At 67.0% G+C, this 16,360-nt stretch carries 6 protein-coding genes; 1 reads left to right on the forward strand and 5 read right to left on the reverse strand.

The features are described from left to right. Positions 1-81 precede the first annotated feature (81 nt). The gene (locus tag V6B97_RS03795) at positions 82-7,572 is read left to right on the forward strand and encodes a VWA domain-containing protein (RefSeq protein WP_333505167.1); all 7,491 of its coding nucleotides are present in this window, start codon (positions 82-84) and stop codon (positions 7,570-7,572) included. 174 nt (positions 7,573-7,746) lie between these two features. Here the strand turns inward: V6B97_RS03795 and V6B97_RS03800 are convergent, their stop codons facing one another. The 5 genes from V6B97_RS03800 to V6B97_RS03820 form a co-directional block, all read right to left on the reverse strand. Further along, positions 7,747-9,030, reverse strand: a complete 1,284-nt coding sequence (locus tag V6B97_RS03800; RefSeq protein ID WP_333505168.1) for a type II toxin-antitoxin system HipA family toxin — start codon at positions 9,028-9,030, stop codon at positions 7,747-7,749. Continuing rightward, positions 9,023-9,271 carry a helix-turn-helix domain-containing protein gene (locus V6B97_RS03805; protein WP_333505169.1) on the reverse strand — a complete coding sequence of 83 codons (249 nt, stop codon included), beginning with the start codon at positions 9,269-9,271 and terminating at the stop codon, positions 9,023-9,025. The genes V6B97_RS03800 and V6B97_RS03805 overlap by 8 nt, the downstream gene beginning before the upstream one ends. 325 nt (positions 9,272-9,596) lie before the next feature. Continuing rightward, a complete protein-coding gene (locus tag V6B97_RS03810) occupies positions 9,597-10,949 on the reverse strand; it encodes a TolC family outer membrane protein (protein WP_333505170.1) in 1,353 nt (450 codons plus the stop codon). 698 nt (positions 10,950-11,647) lie between these two features. After that, positions 11,648-13,222, reverse strand: coding sequence for a sigma-54-dependent transcriptional regulator (locus V6B97_RS03815; RefSeq protein WP_333505171.1), 1,575 nt, complete (start codon positions 13,220-13,222; stop codon positions 11,648-11,650). After that, positions 13,222-16,215, reverse strand: coding sequence for a response regulator (locus V6B97_RS03820; RefSeq protein WP_333505172.1), 2,994 nt, complete (start codon positions 16,213-16,215; stop codon positions 13,222-13,224). The genes V6B97_RS03815 and V6B97_RS03820 overlap by 1 nt, the downstream gene beginning before the upstream one ends. Positions 16,216-16,360: the final 145 nt, after the last annotated feature.

Here is a 16,360-nt window from a genome sequence, read left to right on the forward strand (position 1 = left end):
GGAATCGGATTCCGAACGGCATTCCCGCACAACGCAAGGTCGGAGTGCGCAGCGCGCCTTCGCCAACATGGGGAGATAGCCATGGTTACGCAGAACACCACCACCGCAGGTGCCGCATCGGCGGCCCGCCACATCCAGCTGACCGAACCGCAGGCAAACCAGCAGATCGTCATCGACAACATCGCTGGTGCGGCGCTGGACATGGGCTTTCCGTCCGAAGCGGCGCAACTGGAGCAGTCCGGCCAGGACCTTGTGTTCCTGTTCGAGAACGGCGGCCGCATCGTCCTTTCCAACTTCTTCGGCCTGTTCGAATCCAACCAGCTGCCCGCCTTCAACCTTGAAGACGGCCAGACGCTGCCGGGCGACGCGTTCCTCGCGGCCCTGCGCGAAGACCTGCTGCCCGCCGCCGGTCCCGGCGCGGGCGCGGCCGCGGGCAGCGGCGGCGTGGGCGACTACGACGACAACGCCGGCGACCTCATCGGCGGCGTGGACCGCCTGGACCCGCTGGGCACCGGCACCTTCGGCGTGACCCCTCTGGCGGGCATCGAGGATGAAGGACTCACCGACCCCGCCAACGGCACGCTGCTGGTCAGCCTGACCACGGGCATCAGCACCGAGATTCCGGGGCAGAACGGCGAAGTTCCCCTGCACCCCGATCAGGTTCCCCCCGGCACCTACCTGGGCGCGTTCGAAGACTGGCAGCCCAACCAGCACCTTGGCTTCACCGAAGCCTTCGCCGCGGCGTTCGGCTTCACCTTCACGCCCGACGACAACGAAGTGCTGAATTCCATCACCTTCATCGGTCCCATCGATGGCCACCTGCTGGTGAGCGGCGTGGAAGTGCTGCCCAACGGCGCGGGCAACTACGTCATCGCCGCGGCGGACATCGGCAACGTCACCTTGCTGCCCAACGCGGACAGCGGGACCGACATTCCGCTCTCCGGCTTCGCCAGCATCACCGACCCCGACTCCGGCCTGACCGGCACCGTGCCGTTCGGCTTCACGGCGGTGGTGGACGCGGTGGCCGACCAGCCCCTGGAACTGGGTTCCACCGTCACCTACGGTCCGTTCGAAAGCATTCCCGGTGGCGAGGAAGAGGCCATGGAAATGCTCGCCCGGTTTGGCAGGCCCGGCAGCCATGATGCGCCCAACGGCGACGGGCTGACCGCGGGCAACCCCGGCGACCCCGAGCTTCCCGACGACGGCCAGGGTGCGGTGAACATCACCCTGTCCGCCACCTTCGGCGACTATCAGGACGGTTCCGAGCAGCACTACCTGATCATCGAGAAGAAGGCTGGCTGGACCTACGAAAAGGTCATCTATCCCGATTCCGGCGACGAAACCGACCTGACCGTGCTGGAAAGCTACGAGGTGACCGGCCAGTTCCTGCTGGACAACTACGCCTCCATCGACAGCAGCAGCATCGATCCCGGCGCCACCTACTACGTGTTCCCGGCGGGCGACGAGAGCATCGTCGGCACGTCTTTCTACACCGACGCACAGGGCCTGACCCATCAGACCGCCACCAAGTCGGTCACCCTGGTCATGTATCCGCCGGATGAAGCCTACCAGCCGGGCCAGGGCAGCGAAGAACCGGTTCCCTCCCTCGCGTCCTTCGGCGGCGGCCATGGCGGTGACAAGTACGACGGCAACAACCACGACTACCAGGAACACTTCACCACCGGCGCGCTGGCCGTGGATACCGACGCGGACGGCAGCCTGACCACCGTCAACGACACCTCGCTGGTGCTCGGCTCCGTCACCGTGGAAGTGGCCCCGGCCGACGGTTCCTTCGTGGTCACCGGCCAGCATATCGGCTACGAAGACCCGCAGGCGTTCGTCAACGATTCGTGGCCGTCGCTCAAGGACATCGACCTGAACTTCAAGTTCACCCCCGATGACGACGAAGTGCTCGACAAGGTCCAGATCATGGTCGGGACCAAGGGCGCCAAGATTCTGGTGGGCGGGGAAGAAGCCGAGTTCGAGTGGGTCGACGGCAAGCGCGTCTACACCATCGATGCGGAAGACATCGACCGCGTCACGCTGATGCCCAAGAAGGACAGCGACGTGGATGTGAAGCTGACCGTCACCGCCCTCTTCCACGACCCGGACAGCGGCGACACCGCCACCAAGACGGTGCACCACACCGTGTATATCGACGCGGTGGCCGACAAGCCGGTGAATCTCGACGCCTCCGTCAAGTACGTGGACGAACCGGGCGGGCCGCATATCCACAATCCCTCGGCGGCCGATCCCGACGGCACGATGAACGTGAAGCTTTCCGCCACGTTCGGCGACGTGCTGGACGGTTCGGAAAAGCACTACCTCGGCATCGAGATGAAGTCCGGCTGGGACTACCCTCCGGGCGGCAAGGTCCAGTGGATCGAGGGCGTGAAGTACATGGTCTACGAGGTGGACCCGAACAATGCGGGTAATGCCGTCAAGAACCTTACCCTTGGCGTGCCCGACACCGACGACCGCTACACCACCTGGTTCAAGACCGTGGCCATCGCCAAGGAAGTGAACACCAGCGGCGTGGAATGGGACCCGACCAACAACACCGCCTACACCTTCGATTCGGTGAAGGTGATCGTGGACGGCGCGGACGGCACCGTGAAGGTGTCTGGCAAGGGCTACGAAGACTGGATGCCCGATGCGCACCAGGGCGACACGACCATCGAGCCGACCAGGCTCACCGTGAACTTCAACCCCGCCGACAACGAAGTGCTCGACAACGTGGTGGTGAAGTTCAACGGCGTGGCGTTCACGCTGGTGGTGGGCAACGGCCCCGGCGCGAAGGAATACGTGATCGATGGCTGGGGCGATTCCGTCACCGTGAAGGCGTCGGACATCGGCAAGCTGTACATCAAGACCGCGCCAAACAGCGACGCGGACATCCCGGTCAAGGTCACGGCCAACTTCCATGACCCCAGCAGCGGCGACACCGGCAGCAAGACCGTGACCGGCACCGTGGTCATCGACGCCGTGGCCGACAAGCCCGTGGTGTCCATCACGCACATCGATTCCGACACCAACCCCAATGATATCGACCCGTCGTACCAGTACGGCGAGCCCGGCAAGGTGCGCGTGGAAGCGACCTTCGGCGACACCGCCGACGGTTCCGAAACGCACAAGGTGACCGTGACCATCCCCGAGGGCTTCGTAGTGGATCCCGGCCATGGCGGCACGGTCGTCGGCAACACCATCACCTGGACGGTGACCGGCGGCTCGTTCAGCAAGGACATCTCCTTCACCTACAAGGGCGAGGCCGATTCCGGCACCGCCACCTTCGGCGTCAAGGCCACCGCGGATGAAACCAACTTCTCCGGCAGCGGCTTTGACAGCAGCAACAACCACGCGGAATCCACCGCGTCGGTAACCGTCGATATCAACGACAAGGCTCCCACGGCACAAAACGAGTTCGCGCAGGTGGCCGAGGACGAACTGGACGTCGTCAATCCGCTGTACGACGGCACGCACGTGAACGACGTGCCCGTGGATACCCTCCACGAAGGCCATCTGACCTACAGCTTCGGCAACGGCGGCCAGGGCGGGTTCACGTGGAACCTGCCCGGGGCGCAGGCTTCGGAAACCGACGTGGACGATGCGTCGACCACCAACGTGCTGTGGAACCTGAAGTCCGGCGGCGAAACCCTGGCGTGGGAACTGGCCGACGGCGGCCATACCCTCATCGGCAAGGCTGGCGGCGAGGAAGTGATCCGCGTCGAACTGACCGACATCGACAACGGCGCGTACAAGGTGACCCTGTCCGGTCCCATCGACCACCCGGACAACGACGTCCGCGGGACCACCGGTTCCGACCGCGGCGTCGAGGACATGCTGCAACTCGACATCCCGTACACCATCACCGACGGCTTCGGCACCCCGGCCAGCGGCACGCTGCACGTCAACGTGCTGGACGACGCGCCCATGGCGTCCGACGAGACGGGTGAAGTGATCACGGGGACCGACATCCCCGGCTTCATCCAGGCAGGCACGCTGGACCTGACCGCTGAACCCGGTTCCGCGTGGGGCGTCACCATCACCGCGAAGGACGCGAATGGCGACGATGCCGCCGTGCACTACGGCAGCGACGGCGCTGGCGTGGCGGGCGGCCGTTTCCCCGAAATCGACTACATCAACGGGAATTCGGAAACGCTGACGATCGATCTTGGCGGCAAGTTGGCCTTGGGCGCAACCGTGAACCTCGGCAAGTTCTACGGTGAGGAGCCCACCGAACTGGGCGTGGTCAAGTTCTATCGGGGCGAAGACCTGGTAGCCACGCGCACCTTCTCGGCTGTGAGCGGCTCGGGCGAGGCCGACGTGGTGTTCAACATCTCCGAAGGCCCGTTCGACAGAATGGTGTTCACGGCGCTGGACAACGGCAATAGTAGCCCCAGCGACAACAGCGACTACTACATCAAGTCCATCACCTTCGACTCCGTGGACTCCACTCCGGTGGGTTACGGCCACGGGGAACTGGACGTGGTGTTCGGCGCGGACGGCCCCGGCAAGATGTGGCTGAGCGGCACCGACGAAACCGCCATCATGACGGCAGCGGGCCAAGCGGTGAACCTCGTGATCACCGATACCTCCATCCACGGCTACGTGGGCACGGGCCCCGGTGCGGAACTGGCCTTCGAACTGCACCTGACGCCCACCACCGGTGAATATGACTTCATCCAGTACAAGCAGCTCAACCTCTCCGACGGCAAGCTGGACTTCCAGTTCAGCGTCATCGACGGCGACGGCGACGTGATCACCAAGGAACTGGACATCTCGGTGCTCGCGTCCACCGCACCCAGCGCCGGCGAGGCGATCAGCCTCGGCCTTGACGACGTGGACGCGGAGGGCGGCGCCACCGACAGCGCCTTTGCGCACCTGTCGTTCACGCCGGGGTCCGCCGGGCTGGACGCGGACGACTACAGCTTCAGCCTCGCCTCGCCGCCGAGCGTGACGGGTCTGAACGGCGACATCGTGTGGAGCATCGACGGCAGCGGCCATCTCATCGGCAAGATCGGCGGCGTTTCGGCCATCGAACTCTCGCTGTCCGGCGGCGGCGCCACCGGCGTGGACGTGACCGCGAAGCTGATCGACCCGCTGGCGCATGCGGACGGCTCGACGCCCGTTACCGTGAACGGCATCCATGTGGTGGCCAACGACGGCGTGACTACCCCGGCCACCGGCACGGTGAACCTGACCATCAACGACGACGGTCCGTCGGCCATCTCGGAAGTGGACGACTACACCGGCGGCATGACCAACAACGTGGTGATCGTGCTCGACGTGTCCGGCAGCATGGGCGACGACGCCAACGGCAGCGCCCCCGGCAATGCCAGTCGCCTCGACCTTGCCAAGGACGCCATCGAGCAACTGCTTGAGGCCTACGGCTCCCTTGGCGCGATGAACGTGAAGCTGGTGTGGTTCGACAGCAGCGCCCATAGCCATGAGGGCTGGCTGACCGGTCCCACGGCGCTGACGCAGGCCCTGAACATCCTGAACGGTCTGGATGACGGCGGCAACACCGACTACGACGGCGCGCTCGCTCTGGTGGCAAGCCAGTTGTCCAGCGGCCTGCCGCCGGCGGACAATTCGGTGGTGTACTTCCTGTCCGACGGCGAACCGTACCCCAGCGGCAATGCGGTGAACTCCACCGAGCAGGCGGCGTGGGAGGCCTTCCTGCAAAGCTCGCCCATCGACATGGTGTACGCCTTCGGCATGGGCACCGGCATCACCAGCACCACGGAACTGAACCCCGTGGGCTGGGAACGTGGCACGAACAGCAACGCCAACGTGGTTGACCTGATCACGGACATGGATGACCTGGCCGACTACCTGCTGGCCACTGTGCCGGTTATCGGCAGTCTGCTGACCAACGAGGTCGCCGGCAACACGGTGGGCGCGGACGGCGGATTGCATCTGCACAGCGTGACCGTGACCGAGGACGGAATAGACAAGACCTACACCATCGCTGATGCCGACGCCGACCACAAGGTCGCCATCAACCTTGGCGAGGGCAAGGGCATCCTGACCGTGGACTTCGACGACGGCAGCTACGTGTTCGCGCCGGGCGCAACCCCGACCGGAACGGAGATCGTCAGCTACCAGGTGAGCGACGCCGACGGTTCGCTGGCCAATGCGGCTCTGACCCTGAACCTGCGGCCCGCCGAACTGGATGCGCACGACAACTACGTCAATGCGCCGGCTCCGACCTCGACGCTGATCAGCGACTTCAACGGCGGCGGCAGCGATTGGGACGGATGGACCAACCGTGAAAACGTGAGCATCGAAGGAGGCGAACTCAAGCTCACGCTCGGCACCAGCAACAGTGCCGATGACGCGACGGCCGAGCGTACCTTCAATGGGATTGTCGCAGGCCAGACGCTGACCTTCGATTGGCGTGCCGTGCCTACCTCCGGTAGTGGCACTCACGACCAGGACTACTTCGAAATCGTGATCAACAGGAGCGGCGGTTCCAGCGGCGACTACTCCACCACGATCTTCACCGCTCCGGCTAATGCTGCCGGCTCCGGAAACCAGACCTTCAACCACACGTTCACCCAGTCCGGCAACTACACCGTCACGATCCGTGTGGCCGATGGATCCGGTGGTAGCGGCCCCGGCAGCAACCGTGGCGGCCTCAACGTGTTCATCGACGACGTGATGCTGGTCTCGGCCGCTGCTTCCATCGTGGGCAACGTGGTCACCGACGCCTCGGCGGCGGAATTCGCCGACCAGATCGGCGGGCAGACCGCCTTCATCACCGAAGTGAACGGTGTGGCCATCGCCAACGACGGCGCGTTCCATACCGTGACGGGCGACTACGGCACGCTGAGCATCAACGCCTACGGCCAGTACGAGTACCACGCCAACGCGGGTACGGCGGCCGGGCACGACGACGCCTTCGTGTACAAGCTGACCGGCACCTCCGACAGCGATTACGCAACCCTCAACGTGCATATCGGCGACGCGGGCACGCAGCTCTCGGCCAGCAATGAAACGTGGGATGTGCACAGCAGCTCCAGTGACCACTTCCACCTCGGTGGTACCGGTAACGACACCCTGACCGGCGGCAGCGGCGACGACGTCATCTTCGGCAACTACGGCAACGACACCATTCAAGGTGGCGCCGGGCACGACATCCTGCACGGCAATGCCGGTGACGACACCCTCTACGGCGATGCCGGCAACGACATCCTCGTGGGCGGACAGGGCGAGGATACCCTGTACGGCGGTGCGGGCGCGGACACCTTCGTGTGGAACGCGGAAGACTTCACCGCCGGTGTCCATGATGTGGTGAAGGACTTCAGCATCGGCGACGGCGACGTGCTGCGATTTGCCGACGTGCTGCTCGACAGCGATGGCGGCAGCGCCGGTATCCAGCTGAACCTGGTGCAGATGAGCGGTGCGGACAGCAACAACGCCCAACTCACGCTGCACCATGGCGCGCAGACGCAGACCGTGGTCATCGAAAACGTGTTCAACGGCATGGATGCCAGCCAGGTGCACGACACCTTGCAGGCCATCGAACAGCACATCCTGAACCACAAGATCGTCACCGAAAACAGCTAACCGGCGCGCCGCCACCCGGCGGCAGACCATGAAACACACGGACGCCCCGGCCTCGGCCGGGGCGTCTTGCGTGGTGTGGCGTGTGGTGGGCGGGGTGGGCTGGTGCGGGGCGTGGCAATTGCGTGATACGCCCGTACCTTTCCGCCGCCGTGCCCGGAAAGGCTGCCGTCGTGTTCAGGCAGACGGGGAGGAGGCATTTCCGCCGGGATGCAGGGTCAAAGCCTGCAATCCCGCCTCCCATGCCGCGCGCATGGCGCGCCCCACATGCCGGAACGCCGGTTCATCCCGTATCCGGACGTTCAGGTCTTCCATGGTCCGGGAAACCCCGTGCTCGACATCCTCAAGGCAACTGCCCACCTCCCGTGCATTCAGCCCGCACGCCGTGCGCCCGAACTCCTCAAGGGTCTTTCTGTCCGGCCAGCGCTTGGTGCCCTTCATGGCCAGCGCCATGGCGTCCTGCGGGAGATATGGCGTGGTGGTGACAAGGTCGAAAGCCGGAGCCATGGTCCCCTGGCGGGTGGCCGGCGAATCATAGACGATGCCGAAGTTCTTCAGGTGGGCATCGCCGTTCCGGATGGCCACGGAGAGCGCCACCGTCCTGAAGAACTGCGCAAGGGCCGCCGGGCGGGCTCTTGCCACCACGAAGGTCCGGAGCGCCCTGGCCGCCTGCTCGTACGAGCCCGTGTACTTTTGCCGGGCCGACTTGTTGAGCAGGACGCAGCAATCCTCGAACCCCTTGAAGCTGCCGTCAGGGTTGCGGTCGAACCTGCTGACCACGAGGAAGCGGCGGTCATCGGACATCTCGGTGCGGGCCACGGGCAGACCGGCGCGGGCGGCCGCCAGCATGCACAGGGTTTCGTTGAGCGCAAGCTCGGGGAACTCCCCCGGCTGCCAGGTCTTCACGATGTGGGTGGGCATCCGCACGGTCAGCCGGGCCGGTTCGGCCCCCGCGCGATCCGCCTCCGCCGCCCGGACCATGACCTTCGGCTGCGCGCCGGAGAGCCCGGAGTGCAGGGCGTACATGCGCATCAGGTCTTCGAAGAGGTTTTCCGTGCCCTTGGCGCACAGGATGTCGCCAAGGCTGACGGCGGGCATGTCGTCCCCCCGGTCCGGTTGACCCGGTTGTTCCGGCTGTCCGGGCAACGGCTCGCCCGGTGTGGTGTAGCGCAGGCGGCCGATCTGGGAACGCCCGGTGAGCCGCAGCAGTTCCAGGTCGTCGTACCGGGGCAGGGTCTTCGCGACCACGGTATCGAACCAGAGTCGCAGCGCTCCCTCGGGCAGGTTCTGCTCGAAAATGGGGTGCAGCCCGTGGTGCAGCCAGCTTTCCGGCCGGGGCGGCATCATGACCGATACGGCTCCGCCGGGCTGGGTTCCCGGCCGGTAGGTGAAGGAGCACTCCCGCTGCCCATGGCGGTTCAGTATGCCGCTCGGGGCGTCTCCGGCCCAGACGTCAAGCATGGTCGTCCTCCATGGTTTCGCCAAGGACCGGCAGGTGCCCGGCAGGGCGGACATGCAGTTCGAAATCCATGGCCTCCAGAACGCGGATCAGCTTCCTGAACCCGAGGTCGTGGATGGTTCCCTTTTCGAGCCGGATCAGGGTTTCGCGGGACAGTCCCGCAGCCTGCGCGAGGGCTGCCTGGGTGACTCGTCGCTCCTTCCGGGCGTTTCTGATGGCCATGCCGATCTCGAAGGCATCCATGTGTGCTCCAATGAAAAGTGATGTATTTTTGACTTAAATAGATTTTTATGCCAAAAAGTCAAGTATTGATCACTTTTTAAAGGTGCGCGCAAGGCTCTCCATGCTGCATGCGGGCCTTGCATATGGACCAGTCAAGAGTGTGGCAGCATTACGCGGCCCGCTGCCCCGCAGGGGCGCGACGCCCGGCGTCCCACTTCGCGGAGCCTCTCTCGCTCCTTCCGTGACAGGTCCCTTGCCTTCCGGCCCGCATGGTTCCTTGCCCACGCAAAAAGGGGCCGGTCCTGTGGACCGGCCCCTTCGGGTATGCCGTTCTCTGCGGGAGCGGCTATTGCTCGGTGTTCTTGCGCAGGGCGTCGCGGTCGATGCCCAGGCTGTCCAGCAGCTTGCCGCCAAGGGCCAGCAGGCGGTACTGGGCCCCGGCATCGTTCATGCGCGAGGTCACTTCCTGGATGGACGAGCTGTACAGTTCGTTTTCGGCGTCCAGCACGTCCAGCAGGCTGCGCTGGCCCACCAGGAACTGCTGCATGTACGCGTCGCGGGTCTGCACGTTGTAGTCGATGGCCGACAGGAAGTAGCGCTGCTGTTCGCGGGCGGACAGCATCTGGGTCCAGGTGGAGCGGGTTTCGCGGCCCAGTTCGTCGATCTGGTTCTGCAGTTCCTGGCGGCTCTGGCGCGAGCGGGCGGAGGCGCCCTTCACCGCTGCCATGTCGGCGCCGCCGTTGAACAGGTTCCAGTTCATGCGCAGCATGGCCGCGGTGCCCCATTCATACGTACGGCTGCTTTCCACCTGGTCCTTGTAGGTGGGGCCCACTTCCGCGTAGATCACGGGGTGGTAGCCGGACTTGGCGAGGTCGATTTCCGCTTCCGAGGTGCGCACGTCGGAGATCAGCGCCTGCACCTTGGGGTTGCTGGACTGGCTGTCGGCCAGGGCGGCGTCGACGCTGGGCGGGGTGGCCGTGGGCGCTTCCGCCGGGCCCAGGGTTTCGGGCACCATCTGGCCGGTCAGGCGGAAGTAGGCAGCTTCGGCCACCTGCAGCGCGCTGCGGGCTTCGATGAGGGTCGACTGCGCGCGGGCCAAACGGCCCTGGGTCTGGGTGACGTCGGAAACGCTGGCCGCGCCCATGCGCGAACGTTCCTGCTGCGAACCCAGGATGGACTCGTGCTGCTGCACGTTGATCTCGGACAGGCGGACGATTTCGCGCTGGCGCAGCACTTCGATGTGCGCGAGCACGGCGTCCAGCCCGAGGGCTTCGGCGTTGTCGATGAGGCGGTTGTCCACCGACCCCAGCTTGTTCTTGTTGATGTCCACGCGGCTGGCGGTGGCCAGGCCGTCCCAGATGGTCTGGCTGAGGGTCACCGAACCTTCGCTGCGGTCGTACCAGTCGTTTTCGTGGCCCGAGTTGCGGGTGGAGACGTCGTTGTACTGCTCCACGCCTACGCCGCCGCGCACGTCAAGGCGCGGGAACCAGCCGGCACGCGCGCGGTCAACGTCGTGTTCGGCGGCCTGGCGGTTTTCCTGGAAGGCCTTGAGGCGGGGATGCGTTTCAAGGGTGTTGACGACTGAATCCTTCAGCGTCACTTCCTGCGCTTGCGCCGGCCCCCCAAGCGCAAGCCCCAGCACGGCGGCCAGCGCGCAGAACGCGAGCCAGCGCCGTTTTTGCGATTTCCTTTCCTTCATGACAGTCCTCCTCGTTGGGCCCCCCACCGTGCACGCGGAACGGAGAGCGCGTATTGATTCCGAAAATTCGGCGCGGATCTGCCCGCACTTTCTGCTTTTACGGCAATACTGCATACAACACTACATTGTTTTGGCCGTCGTGCGCAATAGGGTTAGTTACAACGCCCACAGGTTTTTGAGGGAAATTTTGCGGTTTCGCCGAGCCGGGCGGGGCAGGGAGGGGAGGGCCGAAAGGCATGCCGGGATGCGCCAGGGGGGCATGCACTGTGCTGGCATGCCATGCTGCACGGTCTGCGGGTATGCCGATGGCCATGCAACAGGGCGGTGAAGAACACATAAACCGTGTCACAATTCCGATATGCAGGAAGAAAGGTGGATAACGCGAGAATTTTTACGTGATTTTCGCATGAAAAGTCATTTCATGGGAAAGATGCAAAAATAATGGATACCTGACTCTGGGGGGCGTAACGTGGCAATCGTCACGGGTTCCCCCCCACTCGTGGCAGGCTCCGTATTGCCCCCTTTCCGGTTGCCCGCTCCGCGCCGGAAGGGGGGCTTGCCGTCATGGAGGGGTGGAAAAAAATATCTTCAAGATAGGTAAAAAGCGTGGGCTGACACGATGATGGGGCGGGGCGGGCACGCTGAAGCCCCGCCGGGGCGGGGTGCGGGAGGCCGGACGGGCGCCCGGCCCCTGCCCGTCAGTCGGCCTTTCCGAAGCCGTGCTTCTTGAGCAGTTCGTAGAAGTGCCCGCGCGAGACGTCCGCCAGCCGGGCCGCCTCGCGGATGTCGCCGCGACAGTGGGCCAGCATGCCGGCCACGTAGGCGCGCTCCGCGTCGGCCTTGTGGGCGCGCAGGGTCGGGGGGGCGGCACCCGGCGCGGGGGCGGACGGAGCTGACGGGATTGGCGAGGCTGGCGGGATTGGGGGGATTGGGGGGGCGGACAGGACTAACGGGACTGGCGGGGCTGGCAGGGCTGGCGGGGCTGGCGGGGCGGACGCCGCGTGACCGTCCATCCTGTCGCGGGCCACCCGCACCCGGATTTCCGTGGGCAGTTGCCGCGCGTACAGGGTGGTTTCGTCACGGGCGGCGGCGCAGGCGCGCTCCACGGCGTGCACCAGTTCGCGCACGTTGCCCGGCCACGGGTAGCTGGCCACGGTCTCCAGAAAGTCTTCGGCCGGGAACTTGGGGGGCAGGTCGTGCCGCTGGCAGAACCGGTCCACCGCCCAGGCGCACAGGCCGGGCAGGTCTTCCGCGCGCTCGCGCAGCGGGGGCAGGGTGATGGTCAGGCCGCGCAGCCGGTACAGCAGGTCGCTGCGGAACATGTCCAGCCGCACCATTTCGTGCAGGTCCTTGTTGGTGGCGGCCACCAGGCGGAAGTCGCTCTCCACCTCCCTGCTGGCCCCCACCGGGCGGAACCGCCGCAATTCCAGCGCCCGCAAGAAGGCCCCCTGGATGGACAGGGGCAGGTCGCCGATTTCGTCCAGGAACAGCGTGCCCCCGTGGGCCAGGCGCAGAAGCCCGTCGCGGCTGCGGTCCGCGCCGGTGAATGCCCCGCGCACGTGGCCGAACAACTGGCTTTCCACCAGGTTTTCGGTCAGCGACGCACAGTCCAGGGTGACGAACGGCCCCGCCGCGCGCGCGCTGTTGCGGTGCACGGCGCGGGCGAACAGTTCCTTGCCGGTGCCGGTTTCGCCCAGCACCAGCACGTTGACCGAACTGGCCGCCGCCTCGGCCATCAGTTCCAGCGCGGCGTCGAGGGCCGGGCTGTTCCCCACGATGCCCTCGCGGTAGAGGGGGGAAGGCTGCGGGGCGGCCGGTGGCGTGGTCTGGGCCGCCGCGTCCCGGCCGTTGCCGCCGTGCGCCGCAGGGGGGGCGCCGTGGCCGTTGCCCAGTCCGCGCCGGGCCCGGCCGGTGCGGTAGGCCAGCACGCGGGACAGCGAAAGGGTGATGTCCTGCACGCGCAGGGGCTTTTGCAGGTATTCCCACACCCCGTGGCGCAGGGCGGTTTCCGCGCCGTCGGCATCGCCGAAGCCGGTGACCACGATGATCTCCGGGGCGCACGGCAGGCGGCCGAAGGTGGTCACGTGGGCCAGGCCGTTGCCGTCGGGCAGCAGCACGTCCAGGTAGACCACGTCGGGGTCGGCGGTGGCGGCAAGGCGCAACCCTTCGTCCAGTGTGGCGGCGGTGAGCGCCTCGTGTCCCATGCCCACGGCCACCTCGCGCAGCATGGTGCGGACCATGGCCTCGTCGTCCACCACGAGTATGCGGGCCATCAGCGGTGCGTCTCCTTAACCGGGGCGGTCCCCGGCGTTGCGGTGCCGGTTTTGTCGGACGTGCCGGTGGTTCCGGTGCTGTCGGTCGTGCCGTGCGCCCCGGCGGCGGTGACGGCGCGCACGCGGGCCACGCCCGCGTCCAGCATCGGCAGCAGTTGATCCAGCAGGCCGCCGAGGTGCCCGCCGGGCGATCCGGCCGGGCGGCCCGCCGCGCTTTCCATGGCGTCGCACAGGCGGTGCAGGGCCGAAAGGCGCAGCATGCCCGCCGAATTGCGCAGGGCGTGCGCCTCGCGCAGGGCGTCCTGCCGCCGGTCCTCGCGCACGGCGGTGACCAGGGCGACGCGCCGGGCGTTCACCTCGTCCAGGAATGCCTGGCACAGTTTCACGAACAGGGGGAGGTTGCCGTCCAGGGCCTCCAGCGCGGCGGCCTCGTCCATGATTTCATCCGGGATCTCGTCCGGGATTTCGTCTGGGATTTTGTCTGGGGCTCCGTCAGGGGGCGCGCCCGGACCATCCATCGCCTTTTCCGCCGGTCCGCCCGGCAGGGCATTGGCCGTGGGCGCGGTGTCGGCGGGCGGCGCCGGTTCGTCCTGGGGCGCAGGTTCGCGCCAGTGGTGCATGCCCGCCGCGTAGCCGCCGGTTCCGGGGCATTCCAGGGGGGCGCCCCCGGCGGCGGCGTCGGCCACGGCGGCGAGCAGCATGGCGGCGGTCAGCGGCTTGCACACGCAGCCGGTCATGCCCGCGCCGAGCAGGGCGGCGCTCTCGCGGCCCACGGCCGACGCGGTGACGGCCAGCACCGGCATGTCCGGCGCGACCCCCGGCACTTCGCCGGTACGGAGGCGGCGCACCACCTCGGTGCCGTCGCAGCCGGGCATGCGCACGTCCAGCAGGGCCAGGTCCGGCCGCAATTCCTCCAGCAGGCGCAGGGCCTGCGTCCCGTCCACGGCCACGGCCACCTGGTGCCCCGCGCCGCGCAGCACGTCCTGCATGAACAGCCGGTTCACCGGGTTGTCGTCGGCCACCAGCAGCCGGAGCGGTGCGGCGGCCGGGCCGGGCTGTTCCGCAGGCCCGGTCTGGCCCCGCCGCCCGGTGTCGGCTTCCGCCGCCATTGGGGCCGCAAGGCAGGCGTTCCGCGCCTCGGGGGTGCCGGTCCACGCCGCAAGCCCCATGCCGGGGGAGCCGCCACCGTCCGTGGCGTCGCCGTCGGCAGCGGGCGGACCCGCCACGGTGAACCGGGCGGTGAACCAGAATTCGCTGCCCGTGCCCGGCGAGCTGGATACGCCGATGTCGCCGTCCAGCATGCGGGCGATCTCGCGCGAGATGGCAAGGCCCAGCCCGGTGCCGCCAAGGCACAGCGAACTGGCCGCCTCGCCCTGCACGAAACTTTCGAAGATGGATTCCTGCTGCTCCGCCGGAATGCCCACGCCCGTGTCCACCACGGCGAAACGCAGCAGCACGTTGCGGGGAGCCGCCCCGGCCGAGGCCGGTCCGGCGGGCATGGGGGGGCGGTGCGGCGCGGGTTCCGGCACCAGGTTCACCACCACGGCGATGCCCCCTGCGCGGGTGAACTTCACCGCGTTGCCGATGAGGTTGCCGAGGGCCTGGCGCAGCCGGAAGTCGTCGCCCAGCAGTGCGTCGGGCACGTTTTCCGCCACGTGCAGCGACAGCGAAAGCCCCTTGCGTTCGCCCGCGAAGCGGAACAGCCCCAGGCACGCCTCCAGCGCGGGGCGCAGCCGGAAGGTGCGCGGCGCAAGGCGCATCCGGCCCGATTCCAGGCACGAGAAGTCCGTGATGTCGTTGACGATTTCCAGAAGGTTGGCGGCCGCGCAACGCAACTGTCCCAGGTATTCGTTGTAGCGGGCCTGGCGTTCGGCGGCGGGGGTATCCTCATATATGGATGCACCGGCGGGAGGCGGCGCGGCGGGCGCGGCGCGGACTCCGGCCCCCCGGTCCGTCCGGCGTTCCCGGTCGTCCGCGTCGGCCTCCTGCCCGGGCTGGAAGCCGGACAGCAGTTCGGCCATGCCGATGATGCCGGTGAGCGGGGTGCGCATGTCGTGGCTCATGTTGGCCAGAAAGGCGCTTTTCATGCGGTTGGCCGCCTCTGCCAGGGCCTTCTTGCGGCTGACCTGCAACGACGCCCCCCCGATGCCCAGCAGCCCCACCACCCCGATGATGGCATAGGCCATCCCCATCTGGTCCAGGCGCTGGCGCTCCAGGGCCAGCAGCGGCGTGGCCGCGATGGACACGCTGATGCCCCCGCGCAACCCGCCCACGGTGTCGTCGGCGGTGCGGTGGCAGCCCAGGCAGGTCTGGTCGGTCATCAGCGGGGCCATGTAGCGGAAGCTGGGGCCGTGCCGGGTGTCCGCACCGGCGGCGCCTGCCGTTGCCGCGTGGGGGTGTTCGTCGCTCGGGGGCTGCACCAGGGTGAAGGTTTCCCGTTCGCCCAGGCCGAAGGACCGCAGCGACTCGGCCTCCCACGGGTCGGCTCCGTTTTCGGGCCGCAGGGGGTGCAGGCTGGTGATGCGAAAGCTCACCCCCTGGCTGGTGGTGAGGAATTCCGAGATCTGGCGGGTCATGTAGGCCGGGTTCATGCGGGTGAGCAGGGCGCCGTCGGCGGCCATCAGGGTGCGCTGGTCGGGCGGCAGCCAGGGGTTGGGCTGGCCCAGTTCGCTGGTCTGCACGAACACGCCCCCGTGGGCCGCGTTCCAGGCCCTGGTGGAGACGATCTGCGAAAAGAACGCCCGGGCTTGCAGCAGCGCCAGTTCGCGCACGTGGGCCGCCTCGTTGCGGGCGTTCCACTGGTACAGGGCCAGCAGCAGCACGCCCCACAGGGCCACCAGCACCGCCGGGCCGATGAAGGTCTGGATGTTCCAGCGCAGGGCCGGGCGCTTGCGGCGCAACCGGGCCCGCAGGCCTCTTGCCGTCCGGCCCGGCGAGGCAGCGGAGGTTTCGCTGGCGGGTCGTGGCGCGGGTTGTGCCTGGTGTTGCGTCATGGGGCGTCCCCCTGTGCGGAGTCGGAACAGTCTGAAAAGTCTGACTCGGTCAGATTTTTCTGTCTACTTGTCATGTAAATATGACAAGCGCAAGGCCCATTTCACCGTCGATGATTTTGCAGCAACGGACAACACACTGAAATTA

It is taken from the genome of Nitratidesulfovibrio sp. 1201_IL3209, from assembly GCF_036763125.1.
Classification (GTDB): Bacteria; Desulfobacterota; Desulfovibrionia; order Desulfovibrionales; family Desulfovibrionaceae; genus Cupidesulfovibrio.